A 17,998-nucleotide genomic window follows, 5' to 3' on the forward strand; every position below is an offset into this window, starting at 1 on the left:
TCACCTCCCTTCTACTATGAAAATCATATTTTACCAATTAATTAATAATAAGTAAATATCATGAATTTAAGGGATGGAAAGACAAAAAAAGCTGACGAGTAATGCTCATCAGCTTTTTTCTATTTAGGAATGCGAATGGTTAATTGGATATATTCCTCAAATTCTTCTTCCTCGGTATTTATTTTAAGTCCGCTATCTTCTACCATATGGAGAGACTGACGAATGGTATTCATCGCAATTCGCGTATCTCGGCTAAACGCCTTACGTTTCGGCTTCGGTTTGCGATCTGTTTTTTGTTCAAGCATCTTCACTACACGCTCTTCAGTCTGTTTCACATTTAGCTGCTTTTCAATGATTTCCTGCAACAGCGTGATTTGTAATTCTGGAAGCTTTAGAGGTACAAGTGAACGGGCATGCCTCTCAGAGATTTTTTTCTCCAAAATGGCTTGCTGTACCTCTTCAGGCAACTTTAAAAGTCTTAGTTTGTTTGCAACAGTCGATTGTCCCTTACCTAAACGCTGAGCAAGCGCTTCTTGCGTTAAATCATGAAGCTCTAAAAGACGTGCATAAGCATGAGCCTCTTCAATTGCAGACAGCTCTTCTCTTTGCAAATTTTCAATCAATGCCACAGATGCCGTTTCCGTATCAGTAAAATCTTTTATAATAGCGGGGATCTTCTCCCATTGAAGAGTTTGTACCGCTCTCCAACGTCTTTCGCCGGCGATCAGTTCATATTTTCCTTCTTCTTCTGTTGGTCTAACAACAATCGGTTGAATAATGCCATGGGTATGAATGGTTGTGGCCAGCTCTTGTATCTTTTCTTCTGAAAAAATGGTGCGTGGCTGAAAACGGTTAGGCATAATTGTGTCGACCGGGAGCTCCTGTATCTCTTCCTTTAATGTATCATGCTCAGCAATCTCTGCCTCTATTTCGGTATCACGCTCAGGTTGTTCTTTGTCACCAAGCCCGAAGAAGCGTGAGAGTGAATGCTTCATGAACCTACACCACCTTTAAAAACTACCTTTTTATAATTCTATTTTCTCATGTTTTTTCCTTCTGTAAAATCATAAATATTGAAGAAAAACCGACCTTTTACATGATCAACCCTCTATTGGTGATTTATTAGGTGTTCCTGGTTTTCTAGGATATTTTTTTGGTGTTTGTTTTTTCTTTTCAATGACAATGATGTTCCGTTCGCTTTCTTCTAAAGGAAGAACAAAGGAATGCTTTTCAACAACCTCTCCTCCGAGGACAGTGACGGCTTTTTTTCCTGCTTGCATCTCTTCATCTGCAGCAGATGCTTTTAATGCAACAAACAATCCTTCCTTTTTCACAAGAGGCAGGCATAGTTCGCTCAAGACAGATAAGCGCGCAACTGCTCTAGCGGTGACAAGGTCATAGCTTTCACGTTGATCTTTACGTTGCCCAAAGGTCTCCGCACGATCATGATAAAAAGTAGTATCTTGTAAGTTTAACCCTTTTGCTAACTCATTGAGAAACGTAATGCGTTTCTGGAGAGAATCAACAATGGTCACATGTAGATGAGGGAAACAAATTTTAAGAGGAATGCTTGGAAAACCAGCACCAGCTCCAATATCACAAATTGTTGTCACTTTGTGAAAATCAATAAAAAATGCTGCTGATATCGAGTCATAAAAATGCTTTAAATATACTTCTTCCTTTTCTGTAATGGACGTTAAATTCATCTTCTCGTTCCATTCTACAAGCATATGGAAGTAAGTTTCAAATTGTTCAAGCTGCACTGGAGAAAGAGTGATCCCTTTCTCCTCTAGTGCTGCTGTAAATTGTTCAATGTTCATGCCGACATCCTTTCTACTCTGCTATCTTCGCAATACGTCCCTGCTCCAAATATACTAAAAGGATAGAAATATCAGCAGGGTTAACGCCTGAAATACGAGAAGCCTGTGCAACAGAAAGCGGTCGGACTTCTTTTAGCTTTTGCTTCGCTTCAGTTGCAATCCCTTTGATGGCATCATAATCGATTCGATCCGGAATCTTTTTGTTTTCCATCTTTTTCAGCTTTTCAACTTGTTGGAGCGACTTTTCAATATAACCTTCATATTTAATTTGAATCTCTACCTGTTCACACACATCAGCAGGAAGAGGTGTGTCAGCAGGAGCTAGTTTCACAACAGATTCATAGTTCATCTCTGGACGCTTCATCAGATCGCTAGCGCGAATACCGTCCTTCAATTCACTTCCACCAAGAGAACGGATATATTCCTGTGTCTCTGCTGTAGGTTTAATAATGACAGAATATAAACGTTTTTTCTCTGCTTCAATGGCCTCTTTTTTCTGTGTGAATGCTTGGAATCTCTCTTCAGAAATTAAACCAATGTTATATCCAAGTTCCGTCAATCTTAAATCAGCATTGTCATGACGCAGAAGTAAACGATACTCTGCACGAGAGGTTAAGAGACGGTAAGGTTCATTTGTACCCTTCGTGACAAGATCATCAATGAGAACACCGATATATGCATCAGATCGGCTTAAAATGACTTCTTCTTTACCCAATGCTTTTCTTCCTGCATTGATACCTGCCATAATTCCTTGACCTGCTGCTTCCTCATAACCAGAGGTACCATTAATTTGGCCAGCTGTATATAATCCAGAAATTTTCTTCGTCTCAAGTGTCGGCCACAATTGTGTAGGCACAATCGCATCATACTCAATGGCATAACCCGCTCGCATCATTTGTACATTTTCAAGCCCTGGAATGGTTGACAGCATTCGCTGCTGTACATCCTCTGGCAGACTTGTAGATAAACCTTGAACATACACTTCTTGCGTATTACGGCCTTCTGGCTCTAAGAAAATTTGATGTCTCGGTTTATCATTAAAACGAACCACCTTATCCTCAATAGACGGGCAGTATCTAGGACCTGTTCCTTTAATCATACCTGAATACATAGGAGAACGGTGAAGATTCTCATCAATAATTTGATGAGTCTCTAAACTCGTGTATGTTAACCAGCATGGTAATTGATCTGTAATATATTCCACAGTTTCATAAGAAAACGCACGTGGTACATCGTCACCTGGTTGAATTTCCGTCTTACTATAATCAATCGAGTGGCTGTTTACTCGAGGTGGTGTCCCAGTTTTAAAGCGAACCAAATCGAATCCTAATTCTGCTAGATGATCCGATAATTTAATGGAAGGCTGCTGATTATTAGGACCGCTTGAATAAGAAAGATCCCCTAAAATAATGCGGCCTTTTAAGAAAGTACCAGTCGTTAGAACAACAGACTTCGCGCGATAATTTGCACCTGTTTGAGTCACAACACCTTTACATTCATCATCTTCTACAATTAAATGGTCTACCATCCCTTGCAGCATTGTTAGGTTTGGTTCATTTTCCATTGTTTTTTTCATTTCGTGCTGATATTGAAACTTATCTGCTTGCGCTCTTAACGCACGGACAGCAGGTCCTTTCCCAGTATTCAGCATACGCATTTGAATATGTGTCTTATCTATATTTCGTGCCATTTCTCCGCCTAGCGCATCAATTTCTCTGACGACAATCCCTTTAGCGGGACCTCCTACGGACGGATTACATGGCATAAAAGCAACCATATCGAGATTGATGGTCAATACAAGTGTTTTGGCGCCCTGTCTTGCAGAAGCAAGAGCAGCCTCAACACCAGCATGACCGGCACCGACGACGATTACATCATATTGGCCAGCTTCATAACCCATTTCTTTTGTTCCTCCCTTTACTTTCCTAAACAGAATTGAGAGAATAACTGATCGATTAAGCTTTCATGAACAGCATCCCCAATAATTTCACCTAGCTGCTCCCAGCAGCGTGTTAAATCTATTTGAACAATGTCGATCGGTACATCCATTTCAATTCCTTCTAGAGCATCTTCAATCGATTGTTTTGCTTCTTGAAGGAGCGCAATATGCCTAGTATTGCTCACATACGTTAAATCTCCACTTTCAATTGAGCCAGTGAAGAATAAAGATTGAATGGCCATTTCAAGCTCATCAATCCCTTTTTCTTGTAATAAAGATGTTGTCACGACTGGACGATCTTTCGCTAACCCTTTTACTTTTTCTACATCAAGTTTAGGCTCAAGATCAGTCTTATTGACAATCACAATAATATCCATACCTGAGACAGCCTCAAATAGCTTAATATCTTCCTCAGATAACTCTTCACTATAATTGAGCACAAGTAAAATCAGGTCAGCTTCTTTTAAGACCTGTCTTGATCGTTCGACCCCAATACGCTCAACAATGTCTTCAGTCTCACGTATACCTGCAGTATCTACTAAACGGAGCGGTACTCCTCTTACATTCACATATTCCTCAATGACATCTCTGGTTGTTCCAGGAATATCGGTCACAATCGCCTTTGTTTCCTGAACAAGACTATTTAATAAGGAAGACTTCCCAACATTTGGCCTTCCAATAATAACAGTAGATAAGCCCTCACGTAGGATTTTCCCCTGCTGTGAAGTCGTTAGAAGCGATTCAATTTCCTTTTTCACAGATGTCGCCTTCTCAACTAAGACTCGATGTGTCATTTCTTCAACATCGTCATACTCTGGATAATCAATATTCACTTCTACATGGGCAAGTGTCTCCAATATCTCACCACGAAGACGTTTAATCAAACCGGAGAGACGTCCCTCCATTTGAGTCATTGCGACATTCATCGCACGGTCAGTTTTTGCACGAATCAAGTCCATTACGGCTTCTGCTTGTGACAAGTCGATTCTTCCATTTAGGAAAGCACGTTTTGTAAACTCACCTGGCTCCGCTAATCTCGCTCCTTCTTTTAAAGCAAGCTGCAAGACTTTATTGACCGTGACAATTCCGCCATGGCAGTTGATCTCAATAACGTCTTCTCTCGTAAATGTTTTTGGCGCTCTTAATACAGACACCATGACCTCTTCTATCACTTGCTCGGTACTTGAATCTACAATATGACCATAATGAATGGTATGAGAATCCACTGATACAAGTTTTTTTTCCTTAGGCCCCTTATACATGCGATCAGCAATCTGAACTGCATCAGGCCCACTTAAACGTATAATGGCAATTGCCCCTTCACCCATTGGTGTAGAAATTGCTGCAATTGTATCCACCGCTCATTCACCTCTTTCTCTATTCAATAGACAGTCTTATATCTATTAAATGGACGTTGTCCATCTCTATATCAAAAACGCTTAATCCAAAATTTAAAGATACCACAAATGCATGCGAAGCGAAAGTAGCCCACATTTAATTATCCACAGTTTTGCACCCTGTCTATTTTAACACTTAACTTATCCACATGTGAATAACGACGTTCTAAACTTGTCTTCACATCTTACACCTAAATCCAATAAATTAAAACGTCCTTCTCCCTTTGCAACTAAGGGAAAATGACGTTTTCTATCTAAATAACACACTAACTTTTTAAAAATAAAGGAGGAATCTACTATTAAAAGGTAATTTTTCAATAAAAAAAGACTAAAATCCAGCTTTGCTGAATCTTAGCCTTTCTGCTATTTTTTATACATCACCACAACATGACGCTTGCTGCCTGTATCTTCGGATGCCGTGGCAAGTTCTTTAGAAAATGCTGCAATCGTATCATGAACGACTTTTCGTTCATTCGAAGGCATCGGTTCTAAATGAACCTTTCTCTTCGTTTTTAAAACACGGTTTGCCGTTTTGATTGCATATTGTTCCAGTGCTTCTTGTCGTTTCTTCCTATAATCTCCAATATCAATTGTAATATGATGATACTGATCAGAATAACGATTAAACACTAACTGCACCAAGGTTTCTAAAGAGTACAGTGTTTGTCCTCTTTTTCCAATCATTAATGAAGTTTTGTCCCCATCAATGTGAAAAGAGATCTTTTTCGTTTCTTTTTTCGAAACAATGTTTGCTTTAGGATCAATTGATTTAACAATTTTATCTAAATACTGTGTTGCTAATTTGAGCGCATCTCGCTTTTCTACTAACTTGACAACAGCTTGTCTTTTACCAAATAATCCTAAAAACCCTTTGTTTCCTTCATCTACTATTGTGATATCTACTTCTTCTTGTAGTAGTTGAATTTGTTTCAGTCCGGAATCTACTGCTTCTTCGACTGTGCGACCGACAGCAGTTATTTCCTTCATTTTTTGTTCCCGCCAGCTTTTTCTTTTGTATCAACTTTTACTTGAGGTGTTTTAATGACCAACGTTTGAATGATCATGAAAATGTTACCTACAACCCAGTACAGTGAAAGTGCCGCTGGGAAACTGATTGCAAATACAATGATCATAATTGGCATCACCCAAAGCATAATCGCCATTTGAGGGTTGTCCGAAGGATTTCCAGCCATCATTAGCTTCTGCTGAATAAAAGTAGCTACACCTGCAATAATCGGTAGCAGGAATAATGGATCTGGACTGCCTAAGTCAAACCATAAGAAAGTATGCTTCTTGATTTCAGCTGTTCTCATGATCGCATGATAAAAACCAATTAAGATTGGCATTTGAATTAAGATTGGGAAACACCCTGCTAATGGATTTACACCATTCTTTTGGAAAAGAGCCATTGTTTCCTGTTGAAGCTGCTGCTGTGTTTTCTGGTCTTTTGAGCTATATTTTTCACGAAGCTTCTTTAGTTCTGGCTGAAGTGCTTGCATTGCTTTTGTACTTCTTAACTGTTTAATCATTAGTGGTAAAATGAGCAAACGAATCAAAAGAGTTACAATAATAATCGCTACACCATAGTTTTCACCAGTTAAGTTTGCCATGTAAGTGATTAATTGAGATAGCGGGTATACAATGTAAGAATTCCAGAATCCCTTACTATCTGATGTGATTGGTTCATTGATTTGTGTACATCCTGCCAACAGAACCAACACGCCAATCAAGCTAAATATTAGTAATAATCGCCTTTTCAACAAGATTCCTCCCATTACTTCAAACTTTATTTAAGTTGGAATTGATTACGAAAGTGACTCACCTAATCAGTATGGTAACATTTTTTCATTACAAAGTGGTGGTTTCATTTTAATTCACTAGATGAAGGAAGCGCTTTTAAAAATTGATTCAACGAAAGTTTCTATTACGAAGACTTTTTCGGTTGTTGTTGATAAACAGCGGATTTTCTAAATAAATGCTGGAGAGACTTCTTTGTTTCTTCAAAGGTCAATTCGCTTGCTGGTTTTCGTGCGATAACAATGTAGTCTTTTTCTTGCTTTAGCTTATGACCTTCCTCTAAGAACACCTGACGGATCAATCGTTTAATCCGGTTTCTTATCACTGCATTACCTATCTTCTTACTGACAGACAATCCTAAACGCAGTTCTTCTTGATTTGGTTGGTCCAGCTGATAAATGACGAATTGGCGATTAGCCATTGATTGACCTTTTTTGAACACTGTTTGAAACTCTTCATTTTTTTTTAGCCTGTTTCGCTTCTTCATGTTTTCTTCCACTCCGATAAAAACTGACAGTTCATTTACGATTTTATGTAAAAAAGACCACTGACATTATTCAGTGGCCTAAGCTGATAATTTTTTTCTACCTTTGCTGCGGCGTCGCTTTAAAACTAGACGTCCGTTTTTAGAACTCATACGGCTGCGGAAGCCATGAACTTTACTACGCTTACGGTTATTTGGTTGAAACGTTCTTTTCATTTATGACACCTCCCTGAGGAATAGCTGTTTAAGACAGTCTAACTCATTATATTTGTGTAACCCATCGATTGTCAATATCAATGATAAAACTCTTATTATCAACCTTATAAGCATAACACAAGTTATCAAGTGAAGAAACCTTCTTTTTTAGTTTCCAGCATTTTATTCTTTTTTTCCTTCAAAAAAACCTTCAAAACAAGGTTGTGGATATTTTTCCGGCATATTTTGACTATCCACATCCATTATCGACATTTTTTTCACACAAATAACCTATGTGGATAATTATTTTTCAACAGGATGTAAAGTGTGTGGATAAGTTTGTGACACCCATTGCACCATCTTGTTTATTTTGATATTATATTTGTGTTTTAACTCTTAATTACTTATCTGGCCTATTTATCTTATCCACAATTTGTGGATAACCTGTGGAAAGTTATTACACAGCTTGTTGAATTGTTTATCCACAACCTGTGTAATTTGTCGAAAAGACGTTTTTCTACTATATTAATTGTTTTCAACAAAGTATGTGCACGAATGGTGATGACCATTTGCTCTTTTTCGTGTTCTATAACAGTTTGATACTGGTCATTTTAAAAAGAAAAGGAGGGGGGAGAAGCCTTATGGAAAATATTTTGGATCTGTGGAATAAAGCACTTCAAAAAATAGAGACAAAATTGAGCAAACCTAGTTTTGAAACATGGATGAAGTCCACTAAAGCCCATTCTCTTCAAGGAGATACGCTGACTATTACTGCACCTAATGAATTTGCGAGGGACTGGCTCGAGTCAAGATACCTTCACTTAATTGCAGATACCATCTATGAACTGACAGGCGAAGAGCTCAGCATCAAATTTATCATTCCTCAAAATCAGGACGAAGAGGAAGCCATGCCAAAATCTCCAATCAAAAAAATGTCGAAAGAAGAACCCGTTGAAATTCCACAAAATATGCTGAATCCAAAATATACATTTGATACTTTTGTTATTGGTTCAGGCAACCGTTTTGCTCATGCAGCTTCACTTGCAGTCGCAGAAGCACCAGCAAAAGCATATAACCCGCTTTTTATTTATGGGGGCGTTGGTTTAGGAAAGACTCACTTAATGCATGCGATCGGTCATTACGTCATCGACCATAATCCATCAGCCAAAGTGGTCTATCTATCATCTGAAAAATTTACAAATGAATTTATCAACTCAATCCGGGACAACAAAGCAGTCGATTTCCGTAATCGCTATCGGAATGTAGATGTGCTTTTGATAGATGATATTCAATTTTTAGCAGGAAAAGAACAAACACAAGAAGAGTTTTTCCATACATTCAACACACTTCACGAAGAAAGTAAGCAAATCGTCATTTCTAGTGACCGGCCGCCAAAGGAAATTCCGACACTTGAAGACAGATTACGCTCTCGATTCGAATGGGGCTTAATTACAGACATTACCCCGCCAGATCTAGAAACGCGTATTGCGATCTTACGTAAAAAAGCAAAAGCAGAAGGTTTAGACATTCCGAATGAAGTCATGCTTTATATTGCCAATCAAATCGACAGCAACATTCGGGAACTGGAAGGTGCTTTGATTCGTGTTGTTGCTTACTCTTCTTTAATCAATAAAGACATCAATGCTGATCTAGCAGCCGAAGCCCTAAAGGACATCATTCCTTCATCGAAACCTAAGGTGATTACAATTAAAGATATTCAAAGAATTGTAGGGCAGCAATTTAATATTCGATTAGAAGATTTCAAAGCGAAGAAACGTACGAAATCAGTTGCTTATCCAAGACAAATTGCGATGTATCTCTCTAGAGAAATGACCGATTCCTCTCTACCTAAAATCGGAGAAGAATTTGGTGGACGAGATCATACGACCGTCATTCATGCTCATGAGAAAATTTCAAAATTAATCGTTGAAGATGAACAGCTTCAGCAGCATGTCAAAGAGATCAAAGAACAACTAAAATAATCAAGCTGATAAGATAAGTACGGGAAAATGTGAATAACTAGAGCATAGTCATACACAGTCTGTCCACATGTGGATAGGCTGTCTTTCCTTTCTTTCTACTGACTTATCCACATATTCACAAGCCCTACTAGTACTTCTACGATTTTTATTAAATAAATATATATACATGTCATTAAGAAAAATTAGGAGGACCACTATGAAATTCACGATTCAAAAAGATCGTCTTGTTGAAAGTGTCCAAGATGTATTAAAGGCCGTATCCTCTAGAACAACGATTCCTATTTTGACAGGGATTAAAATTGTTGCATCTGACGAAGGGGTTTCTCTCACAGGGAGCGATTCTGATATCTCAATCGAATCTTTTATTCCTCAAAGAGATGGAGATTTAGAAGTCATTACAATTGATCGACCAGGAAGTATTGTGCTGCAAGCCCGATTCTTTAGCGAAATCGTTAAGAAACTGCCTATGTCTACTGTCGAAATTGAGGTAGAACAAAATCATCTGACCATCATCCGCTCTGGTTCAGCAGAATTTAATTTAAACGGCTTAGATGCTGAAGAATATCCGCATCTGCCACAAATTGAAGAGCATCATGCTTTTCAAATTCCAACAGATTTGCTTAAAAACCTTATCCGTCAAACGGTTTTCGCAGTGTCCACCTCAGAAACACGACCTATCTTGACAGGTGTAAACTGGAAAGTTGAAAAAGGTGAATTAATATGCACAGCGACGGATAGCCATCGTCTTGCTTTAAGAAAAGCGAAGTTGGATATTAACGAGGAGAGCTCTTACAATGTGGTCATTCCAGGAAAGAGTTTAACAGAGCTAAGTAAAATTCTTGATGATGGACAAGATCTTGTGAGCATCGTCATTACGGAGACACAGGTTCTCTTTAAAGCACAGAACGTGCTATTCTTCTCAAGATTGCTGGATGGTAATTACCCAGATACAGCTCGCCTCATTCCGCAAGAAAGTAAAACGGATGTAGTAGTGAATACGAAAGAATTCCTTCAAGCGATTGATCGCGCGTCACTTTTAGCAAGAGAAGGGCGTAACAACGTTGTGAAGCTTTCTGCTGATCCTGCGCAAAGCCTTGAAATTTCTTCTAATTCACCTGAAATCGGTAAAGTAGTTGAAACGGTGCAAGCAGATGACATTAAAGGGGAGGATCTCAAAATCTCTTTCAGTCCGAAATATATGCTTGATGCTTTAAAAGTATTAGAGGGAACAGAGATTCATGTCAGTTTCACTGGCGCAATGAGACCATTCTTATTACGCACGCCAAATGATGATTCCATTTTGCAATTGATTCTTCCAGTTAGAACGTATTAATTTGGTCTAAAATGGCTGCTGTGTGAGCGCACAGCAGCTTTTTTCCTCGTTTCCTCAGCTTTCTTTCATCCCAGTTCGCTTTCCCCCTTTCCTTCTTGTCTTGTTTTTTAGTACAATTAGATATTAGTGATATTGAAAGAGGTCGATACAATGCCTAATCTGATAACGATTGAAACAGAAATGATTACATTAGGGCAGTTTTTGAAATTAGCCGAAGTCATTCAATCTGGTGGAATGGCGAAGTGGTTTTTAAGTGAACATGAGGTGTTCATCAATCAAGAGCCAGATAATAGACGGGGACGCAAATTATACCCAGGTGATGTTGTCGAGATAGAAGGTCACGGCACATTTCAAGTTGTGAATTAGAAACGGGTGACAATACATGTACATTCAAAGTCTGGCGTTAACTTCATACCGAAACTATGAACACACCGAGCTTCAATTCGACAATAAGGTGAATGTGATGATTGGTGAGAACGCCCAAGGTAAAACGAACCTGATGGAAGCGATCTATGTATTGTCGATGGCAAAGTCTCATCGTACGTCAAATGATAAAGAACTTATCCGATGGGACGAAGACTATGCTAAAATAGAAGGTAGAGTCATCAAAAAAAATGGTCCACTCCCCATGCAGCTCGTGATCTCAAAAAAAGGAAAAAAGGGCAAGGTCAATCACATTGAACAACAGAAACTCAGTCATTATGTTGGTGCCTTGAACACCATCATGTTTGCACCAGAGGATCTCAGCCTTGTGAAAGGTAGCCCGCAAATCCGCAGAAGATTCCTCGACATGGAGATTGGACAAGTGTCTGCTGTCTACTTGCATGATTTATCGCTCTATCAAAAAATCCTCACTCAGCGAAATCATTACTTGAAACAATTGCAAACAAGAAAGCAAACGGATCAAGCGATGCTGGAGATTTTAACAGAGCAGTTGATTGATGCGGCAGCGAAGGTTGTCAAAAGACGACTGACTTTTACGAAACAGCTCGAAAAATGGGCGCAGCCGCTGCATTTTGGGATTTCAAGAGAGCTGGAAACGCTCACGCTCCAATACCAGACGGCCATAGAGGTATCAGAAGCGTCAGACTTGTCGAAAATAAAAAATAGCTATGAAGAATCGTTTCAGAAACTAAGAGACAGAGAAATAGACCGAGGGGTGACGCTATGGGGGCCTCACAGAGATGATCTTCTTTTCTTTGTGAATGGTCGGGATGTTCAGACATATGGCTCTCAAGGGCAGCAAAGAACAACAGCTCTTTCACTAAAGCTGGCAGAAATTGATCTGATTCATGAAGAAATCGGTGAATACCCAATTCTTCTGCTCGATGATGTTTTATCTGAACTTGATGATTACAGACAGTCTCATTTGCTCCATACCATTCAGGGACGTGTACAGACCTTCGTCACCACAACGAGTGTTGAAGGCATCGATCACGCCACCTTGAAAGAAGCGGAAATTTTCAGAGTAGCCAGTGGAAAAGTAATTGACTGATAAATGAGGTGTGGGTCTTGTATATTCATTTAGGTGATGATTGTGTTGTTTCTACACGAGAGATTGTCGCAATTGTTGATTACAAAATGAGGTCATCTTCTGTTGTAGAGGAATTTCTTCAAAAACAAGAAGAACAAATCATTTCGTTGTCACAAGGGACACCCAAATCCATCGTCGTCACAACTGAATCCGTGTATTACTCTCCTCTTTCCTCAAGCACGCTCAAAAAACGTGCTTCATTTGTGATTGAAATTGAAGTCTAAAAGCTCAATTCATATAAATATATCGTTTAAGAAAAGTGTAGGTGAATGTACGTGGCAATGGAACAGCAACATAATAGTTATGATGAAAATCAGATACAGGTGCTCGAAGGACTAGAAGCGGTTAGAAAACGTCCAGGAATGTACATTGGGTCAACCAGTGCAAAAGGACTTCACCATCTTGTATGGGAAATTGTCGACAACAGTATTGATGAGGCTTTAGCTGGTTATTGTACAGACATTACAGTGCAAATTGAAAAAGATAATAGCATCACAGTGAAAGATAACGGCCGCGGAATTCCTGTTGGGATTCACGAAAAAATGGGACGTCCTGCTGTAGAAGTCATTATGACGGTTCTTCACGCTGGTGGTAAATTTGACGGCAGCGGTTATAAAGTATCTGGCGGTCTGCATGGTGTAGGGGCATCTGTTGTTAATGCGTTATCTACGACCTTAGACGTGACCGTATACCGTGATGGAAAAATTCATTATCAACAATTCAAACGCGGTGTTCCAGTTGGAGATTTAGAGATCATTGGTGAAACAGATGTAACAGGGACAACCACTCATTTTGTGCCAGATCCAGAAATTTTTACTGAAACCATTGAATTTGATTACGACACACTTGCTAACCGTGTACGTGAGTTAGCTTTCTTAACAAAAGGCGTCAACATCATCATTGAAGACTTACGCGAAGGTAAAGAGCGAAGAAACGAATACTGCTATGAAGGCGGTATTAAGAGCTATGTAGAACATTTGAATCGCTCGAAGGAAGTCGTTCATGAAGAACCAGTTTACATCGAGGGTGAAAAAGACGGAATCACGGTTGAAGTGGCATTACAATATAACGATTCCTATACAAGCAACATCTATTCCTTCGCTAACAATATCAACACGTATGAAGGCGGAACACATGAAGCAGGCTTTAAAACAGGTCTGACGCGTGTCATCAATGATTATGCTCGTAAAAATGGCGTATTCAAAGATGGTGACTCGAATTTGAGCGGTGAAGATGTACGAGAAGGCTTAACAGCCATTATCTCTATCAAACATCCAGACCCCCAATTCGAAGGACAAACGAAGACAAAGCTCGGTAACTCAGAAGCAAGAACCATTACCGACTCCCTCTTCTCCGAAGCACTTGAGAAATTCCTCTTAGAGAACCCTGATGCTGCAAAGAAAATTGTGGAGAAAGGTGTGATGGCAGCTCGTGCAAGAATGGCTGCCAAAAAGGCACGTGAGCTGACAAGACGTAAAAGTGCACTGGAAGTCTCTAGCTTGCCTGGGAAACTGGCAGACTGTTCTTCTAAAGATCCTTCCATCTCTGAGCTTTATATCGTAGAGGGAGATTCTGCGGGCGGATCTGCTAAGCAAGGTCGTGATCGACATTTCCAAGCGATCTTACCGTTAAGAGGGAAGATCCTAAACGTTGAAAAAGCCCGACTAGATAAAATTTTATCCAACAACGAGGTTCGTTCAATGATTACAGCGCTAGGGACTGGAATCGGAGAAGACTTCACTTTAGAGAAAGCACGTTATCACAAAATTGTGATCATGACTGATGCTGATGTTGATGGAGCGCATATTCGGACGCTACTCCTAACATTCTTCTATCGCTACATGCGTGAAATCATTGAAAACGGTTATGTGTATATTGCACAGCCGCCTTTATATAAAGTGCAGCAAGGAAAGCGTGTTGAATACGTGTATAACGATAAACAGCTAGATGAACTGTTAAAAACACTGCCTCAAACACCGAAACCTGGACTTCAGCGTTATAAAGGACTTGGAGAGATGAATGCTACTCAGCTTTGGGAAACAACAATGGATCCTGATGCGAGAACACTTCTTCAAGTGACACTTGAGGATGCAATCGATGCTGATGAGACTTTTGAAATGCTAATGGGAGATAAAGTAGAGCCGAGACGTAACTTTATCGAAGAAAATGCACAATACGTAAAAAATCTTGATATTTAGATAGGTATCCCCCCTTGAGAGCAACCTTATTTCTTGTTTGGAATAAGGTTGTTTTTCAAGAAACAGGGGCGTGAAACGAATGTCCTGGTTTTCTACGTTTCGTCGATTTTCTAGTAAATAAATGTGTATAAAGGCAAGATTATTGATATAATGGAGAATAGTCTTGTGAAGATAAATACATATTTTACTCCCACATAATTTATTTCATGTGATACGTAAAGGGAGGTTCTTATAGTGAGTGAACAACATACACCAAATGTACGCGAAGTGAATATTAGCCATGAAATGCGTACGTCCTTTTTAGATTATGCAATGAGTGTTATTGTTTCGCGTGCATTACCAGATGTGCGAGACGGATTGAAGCCCGTGCATCGAAGAATTTTGTATGCGATGAATGACCTAGGTATGACAAGTGATAAACCATTTAAGAAATCTGCACGTATCGTTGGGGAAGTTATCGGTAAGTACCACCCTCACGGTGATAGCGCTGTATATGAAGCGATGGTTCGGATGGCGCAAGATTTCAACTATCGTAATATGCTGGTTGAAGGGCACGGGAACTTTGGGTCTGTCGATGGAGACGGTGCAGCAGCCATGCGTTATACCGAGGCACGTCTTTCTAAAATTTCGATGGAGATCCTGCGTGATATCACAAAGGACACCATTGATTATCAAGATAACTACGATGGCAGTGAAAGAGAGCCAGTCGTTATGCCTGCTAGGTTCCCGAACTTATTAGTGAACGGGGCAACTGGAATCGCTGTAGGGATGGCAACGAATATCCCGCCTCACCAACTAGGTGAAGTGATTGATGGGGTATTGGCAATTAGTCAAAATCCTGAAATGACGACACAGGAACTAATGGACATCATTCCAGGTCCAGATTTCCCAACTGCGGGACAAATCATTGGCCGAAGCGGTATTCGTAAAGCGTATGAAACAGGACGAGGCTCTATTACATTACGTGCAAAGTCAAATATCGAAGAAACATCTAGTGGTAAGCAGCGCATTGTCATCAACGAGATTCCTTATCAGGTTAACAAAGCTCGTTTGATCGAAAAAATCGCTGATCTTGTCCGTGATAAAAAGATTGATGGCATTACAGATCTTCGTGATGAATCTGACCGTAATGGAATGAGAATTGTCATTGAACTACGAAGAGACGCAAACGTCCATGTTCTATTAAACAATCTTTATAAACAAACGACACTTCAAACGTCCTTCGGTATTAACTTGCTTGCACTTGTTGATGGACAGCCGAAAGTGTTGTCTCTCAAACAATGTCTTGAATATTACCTTGAGCATCAGAAAGTGATCATTCGTCGAAGAACGGCGTATGAATTGCGTAAAGCAGAAGCAAGAGCTCATATTTTAGAAGGCTTAAGAATTGCGCTTGATCACTTAGATGAGGTCATTGCCTTAATTAGAGGCTCTCAAACTGCTGAAATTGCAAGAAATGGTTTGATGGAAAACTATAGCTTGTCTGAAAAACAAGCACAGGCCATTCTCGATATGCGACTCCAGCGTTTGACTGGTTTAGAAAGAGAGAAAATAGAAGATGAATACAAAGGGCTTGTTGAATTGATTGCTGAATTGAAAGCCATTCTAGCAGACAATGAGAAAGTTCTAGAAATCATTAGAGAAGAATTAACAGAAATCAAAGAACGCTTCAATGATACGCGCCGCACAGAAATTGTGACAGCGGGTATAGAAACAATCGAAGACGAAGATTTGATTCCTGTTGAAAATATTGTGATCACACTGACTCATAATGGTTATATTAAGCGCCTGCCTGCATCAACATACCGCAGTCAAAAAAGAGGCGGTAAAGGTGTACAAGGAATGGGAACCAACGAAGATGATTTCGTTGAACAGCTGATCTCAACATCTACGCACGATACGATTCTCTTCTTCTCTAATAAAGGGAAGGTCTATCGAGCGAAGGGCTATGAGATCCCTGAATTCGGACGAACAGCGAAAGGGATTCCGATTATTAACCTTCTTGAAGTAGAAAAGGGAGAGTGGATAAACGCCATTATTCCAGTCAGCGAATTTGATAAAGATTCGTATCTCTTCTTTACAACAAGACACGGTGTATCGAAACGAACGTCATTGTCTCAATTTGCAAACATCCGTAACAACGGTTTGATTGCACTCAGCCTGCGTGATGAAGATGAATTGATGGCTGTTCGTTTAACCAATGGTGAAAAACAAATCATCATCGGAACGAAAAAAGGAATGCTCATTCGTTTCGACGAGACAGATGTTCGTGAAATGGGACGTACAGCAGCTGGAGTTAAAGGGATCACACTTTCTGAGGATGACATCGTCGTTGGAATGGAAATCCTTGAGCCAGATGCAAACGTATTGATCGTAACTGAAAAAGGTTATGGTAAATTAACGCCTGAAAAAGAATATCGTGTCCAAAGCCGTGGTGGTAAAGGTCTGAAAACGTGCAAGATCACTGACAACAACGGTCCGCTTGTTGCAGTGAAGGCGACTAACGCTGAAGCTGAAGAAGACTTGATGATTATTACAGGTAGTGGTGTCATCATCCGTATGGCTGTTTCAGATATCTCCACAACAGGCCGAGTCACTCAAGGTGTCCGCCTGATCCGTCTAGGTGATGATGAACATGTCGCTACAGTGGCATTAGTAGAACAATCACCAGAAGACGATGAAGAGAATAGTGAAGAAAACGTAGAAAATGTAGAGTCAGATCAAGAGCAATCTGAGTAAAGATAAAGCCGGTTTTTCACCGGCTTTATTTTTTTTTTGAAAAAACATGATTTTTTTTGAAGTTTATAATGCTTTTTTCATAGATATGTGTTAATCTTTCAAAGGAGCAAAAAGAGGCTCTATTTTTTATCTCTTTCATAACAAAAACTTCTTAAAAAAATAAAATGTTTTTCAAGAAAAATGTTGACTATTGATAGAGATATATGATATATTTAAGTGGTCGCTTTGAGAGAGTGGCAAACAAGTTCTTTGAAAACTAAACAAGACAAAACGTACCTGTTAATTCGAGTTTTTATAAAAAAATCCTATGATACATCATAGGTAGTCAGTCAAACTGGCGAAAAACAAAACTTCGGTTTTGTACTTTTCGGAGAGTTTGATCCTGGCTCAGGACGAACGCTGGCGGCGTGCCTAATACATGCAAGTCGAGCGGACAGAAGGGAGCTTGCTCCTGGATGTTAGCGGCGGACGGGTGAGTAACACGTGGGTAACCTGCCTGTAAGACTGGGATAACTCCGGGAAACCGGAGCTAATACCGGATAGTTCCTTGAACCGCATGGTTCAAGGATGAAAGACGGTT

General features: G+C 39.7%; 15 protein-coding genes and 1 rRNA gene. 8 read left to right on the forward strand and 8 right to left on the reverse strand.

Annotated elements, in window-relative coordinates; translation table 11 throughout:
* Positions 1–119: 119 nt before the first annotated feature.
* From noc to rpmH, 8 genes are all read right to left on the reverse strand, one after another.
* The gene (gene noc, locus ACSBQP_RS13650) at positions 120–995 is read right to left on the reverse strand and encodes a nucleoid occlusion protein (RefSeq protein WP_008347579.1); all 876 of its coding nucleotides are present in this window, start codon (positions 993–995) and stop codon (positions 120–122) included.
* Positions 996–1,100: 105 nt separating this feature from the next.
* The gene (gene rsmG, locus ACSBQP_RS13655; RefSeq protein WP_331832992.1) at positions 1,101–1,820 is read right to left on the reverse strand and encodes a 16S rRNA (guanine(527)-N(7))-methyltransferase RsmG; all 720 of its coding nucleotides are present in this window, start codon (positions 1,818–1,820) and stop codon (positions 1,101–1,103) included.
* Between the two features lie 13 nt (positions 1,821–1,833).
* The gene (mnmG, locus tag ACSBQP_RS13660) at positions 1,834–3,720 is read right to left on the reverse strand and encodes a tRNA uridine-5-carboxymethylaminomethyl(34) synthesis enzyme MnmG (protein ID WP_039169033.1); all 1,887 of its coding nucleotides are present in this window, start codon (positions 3,718–3,720) and stop codon (positions 1,834–1,836) included.
* Between the two features lie 17 nt (positions 3,721–3,737).
* Complete coding sequence (mnmE, locus tag ACSBQP_RS13665; RefSeq protein ID WP_073415039.1) at positions 3,738–5,117, reverse strand: tRNA uridine-5-carboxymethylaminomethyl(34) synthesis GTPase MnmE; 1,380 nt, start codon at positions 5,115–5,117, stop codon at positions 3,738–3,740.
* A 402-nt stretch (positions 5,118–5,519) separates the two neighbouring features.
* Positions 5,520–6,143, reverse strand: a complete 624-nt coding sequence (jag, locus tag ACSBQP_RS13670) for an RNA-binding cell elongation regulator Jag/EloR (RefSeq protein WP_035390148.1) — start codon at positions 6,141–6,143, stop codon at positions 5,520–5,522.
* Entirely contained in the window at positions 6,140–6,922 is a 783-nt protein-coding gene (spoIIIJ, locus tag ACSBQP_RS13675; protein ID WP_089374159.1) for a YidC family membrane integrase SpoIIIJ, read from the reverse strand. The genes jag and spoIIIJ overlap by 4 nt, the downstream gene beginning before the upstream one ends.
* A gap of 158 nt (positions 6,923–7,080) precedes the next feature.
* On the reverse strand, positions 7,081–7,440 hold the full coding sequence (gene rnpA, locus ACSBQP_RS13680; protein ID WP_008347592.1) for a ribonuclease P protein component: 360 nt from the start codon (positions 7,438–7,440) through the stop codon (positions 7,081–7,083).
* A 78-nt stretch (positions 7,441–7,518) separates the two neighbouring features.
* Positions 7,519–7,653 (reverse strand): 50S ribosomal protein L34, encoded by a 135-nt coding sequence (gene rpmH / locus ACSBQP_RS13685; protein ID WP_008360908.1) that lies wholly within the window; start codon positions 7,651–7,653, stop codon positions 7,519–7,521.
* A 620-nt stretch (positions 7,654–8,273) separates the two neighbouring features.
* Between rpmH and dnaA the strand changes: the two genes are divergently transcribed.
* The 8 genes from dnaA to ACSBQP_RS13725 all read left to right on the forward strand — a co-directional run.
* Entirely contained in the window at positions 8,274–9,614 is a 1,341-nt protein-coding gene (dnaA, locus tag ACSBQP_RS13690; RefSeq protein ID WP_008347594.1) for a chromosomal replication initiator protein DnaA, read from the forward strand.
* A gap of 196 nt (positions 9,615–9,810) precedes the next feature.
* On the forward strand, positions 9,811–10,947 hold the full coding sequence (dnaN, locus tag ACSBQP_RS13695; RefSeq protein ID WP_008347596.1) for a DNA polymerase III subunit beta: 1,137 nt from the start codon (positions 9,811–9,813) through the stop codon (positions 10,945–10,947).
* A gap of 150 nt (positions 10,948–11,097) precedes the next feature.
* Positions 11,098–11,313: a S4 domain-containing protein YaaA gene (gene yaaA / locus ACSBQP_RS13700; protein WP_008347598.1), complete on the forward strand. Its 216-nt coding sequence runs from the start codon at positions 11,098–11,100 to the stop codon at positions 11,311–11,313.
* A gap of 16 nt (positions 11,314–11,329) precedes the next feature.
* Positions 11,330–12,442 (forward strand): DNA replication/repair protein RecF, encoded by a 1,113-nt coding sequence (gene recF, locus ACSBQP_RS13705; RefSeq protein WP_007497487.1) that lies wholly within the window; start codon positions 11,330–11,332, stop codon positions 12,440–12,442.
* Between the two features lie 17 nt (positions 12,443–12,459).
* On the forward strand, positions 12,460–12,705 hold the full coding sequence (gene remB, locus ACSBQP_RS13710) for an extracellular matrix regulator RemB (protein ID WP_008360920.1): 246 nt from the start codon (positions 12,460–12,462) through the stop codon (positions 12,703–12,705).
* Positions 12,706–12,762: 57 nt separating this feature from the next.
* Positions 12,763–14,679, forward strand: coding sequence for a DNA topoisomerase (ATP-hydrolyzing) subunit B (gene gyrB, locus ACSBQP_RS13715; protein ID WP_024718422.1), 1,917 nt, complete (start codon positions 12,763–12,765; stop codon positions 14,677–14,679).
* 234 nt (positions 14,680–14,913) lie between these two features.
* The gene (gyrA, locus tag ACSBQP_RS13720) at positions 14,914–17,418 is read left to right on the forward strand and encodes a DNA gyrase subunit A (RefSeq protein ID WP_217816512.1); all 2,505 of its coding nucleotides are present in this window, start codon (positions 14,914–14,916) and stop codon (positions 17,416–17,418) included.
* A 364-nt stretch (positions 17,419–17,782) separates the two neighbouring features.
* Positions 17,783–17,998: ribosomal RNA gene (locus ACSBQP_RS13725) — 16S ribosomal RNA — on the forward strand; the annotation flags it as partial.

The sequence above is a fragment of the Bacillus sp. G402 genome, assembly GCF_051172515.1.
GTDB lineage: Bacteria > Bacillota > Bacilli > Bacillales > Bacillaceae > Bacillus > Bacillus altitudinis.

Coding starts and splice junctions, on each gene's coding strand:
- noc (WP_008347579.1), bottom strand. CDS start 995: ATGAAGCATTCACTCTCACGCTTCTTCGGGCTTGGTGACAAAGAACAA.
- jag (WP_035390148.1), bottom strand. CDS start 6,143: ATGAAGGAAATAACTGCTGTCGGTCGCACAGTCGAAGAAGCAGTAGAT.
- dnaN (WP_008347596.1), top strand. CDS start 9,811: ATGAAATTCACGATTCAAAAAGATCGTCTTGTTGAAAGTGTCCAAGAT.
- mnmG (WP_039169033.1), bottom strand. CDS start 3,720: ATGGGTTATGAAGCTGGCCAATATGATGTAATCGTCGTCGGTGCCGGT.
- rsmG (WP_331832992.1), bottom strand. CDS start 1,820: ATGAACATTGAACAATTTACAGCAGCACTAGAGGAGAAAGGGATCACT.
- rnpA (WP_008347592.1), bottom strand. CDS start 7,440: ATGAAGAAGCGAAACAGGCTAAAAAAAAATGAAGAGTTTCAAACAGTG.
- rpmH (WP_008360908.1), bottom strand. CDS start 7,653: ATGAAAAGAACGTTTCAACCAAATAACCGTAAGCGTAGTAAAGTTCAT.
- gyrB (WP_024718422.1), top strand. CDS start 12,763: ATGGAACAGCAACATAATAGTTATGATGAAAATCAGATACAGGTGCTC.
- recF (WP_007497487.1), top strand. CDS start 11,330: ATGTACATTCAAAGTCTGGCGTTAACTTCATACCGAAACTATGAACAC.
- dnaA (WP_008347594.1), top strand. CDS start 8,274: ATGGAAAATATTTTGGATCTGTGGAATAAAGCACTTCAAAAAATAGAG.
- yaaA (WP_008347598.1), top strand. CDS start 11,098: ATGCCTAATCTGATAACGATTGAAACAGAAATGATTACATTAGGGCAG.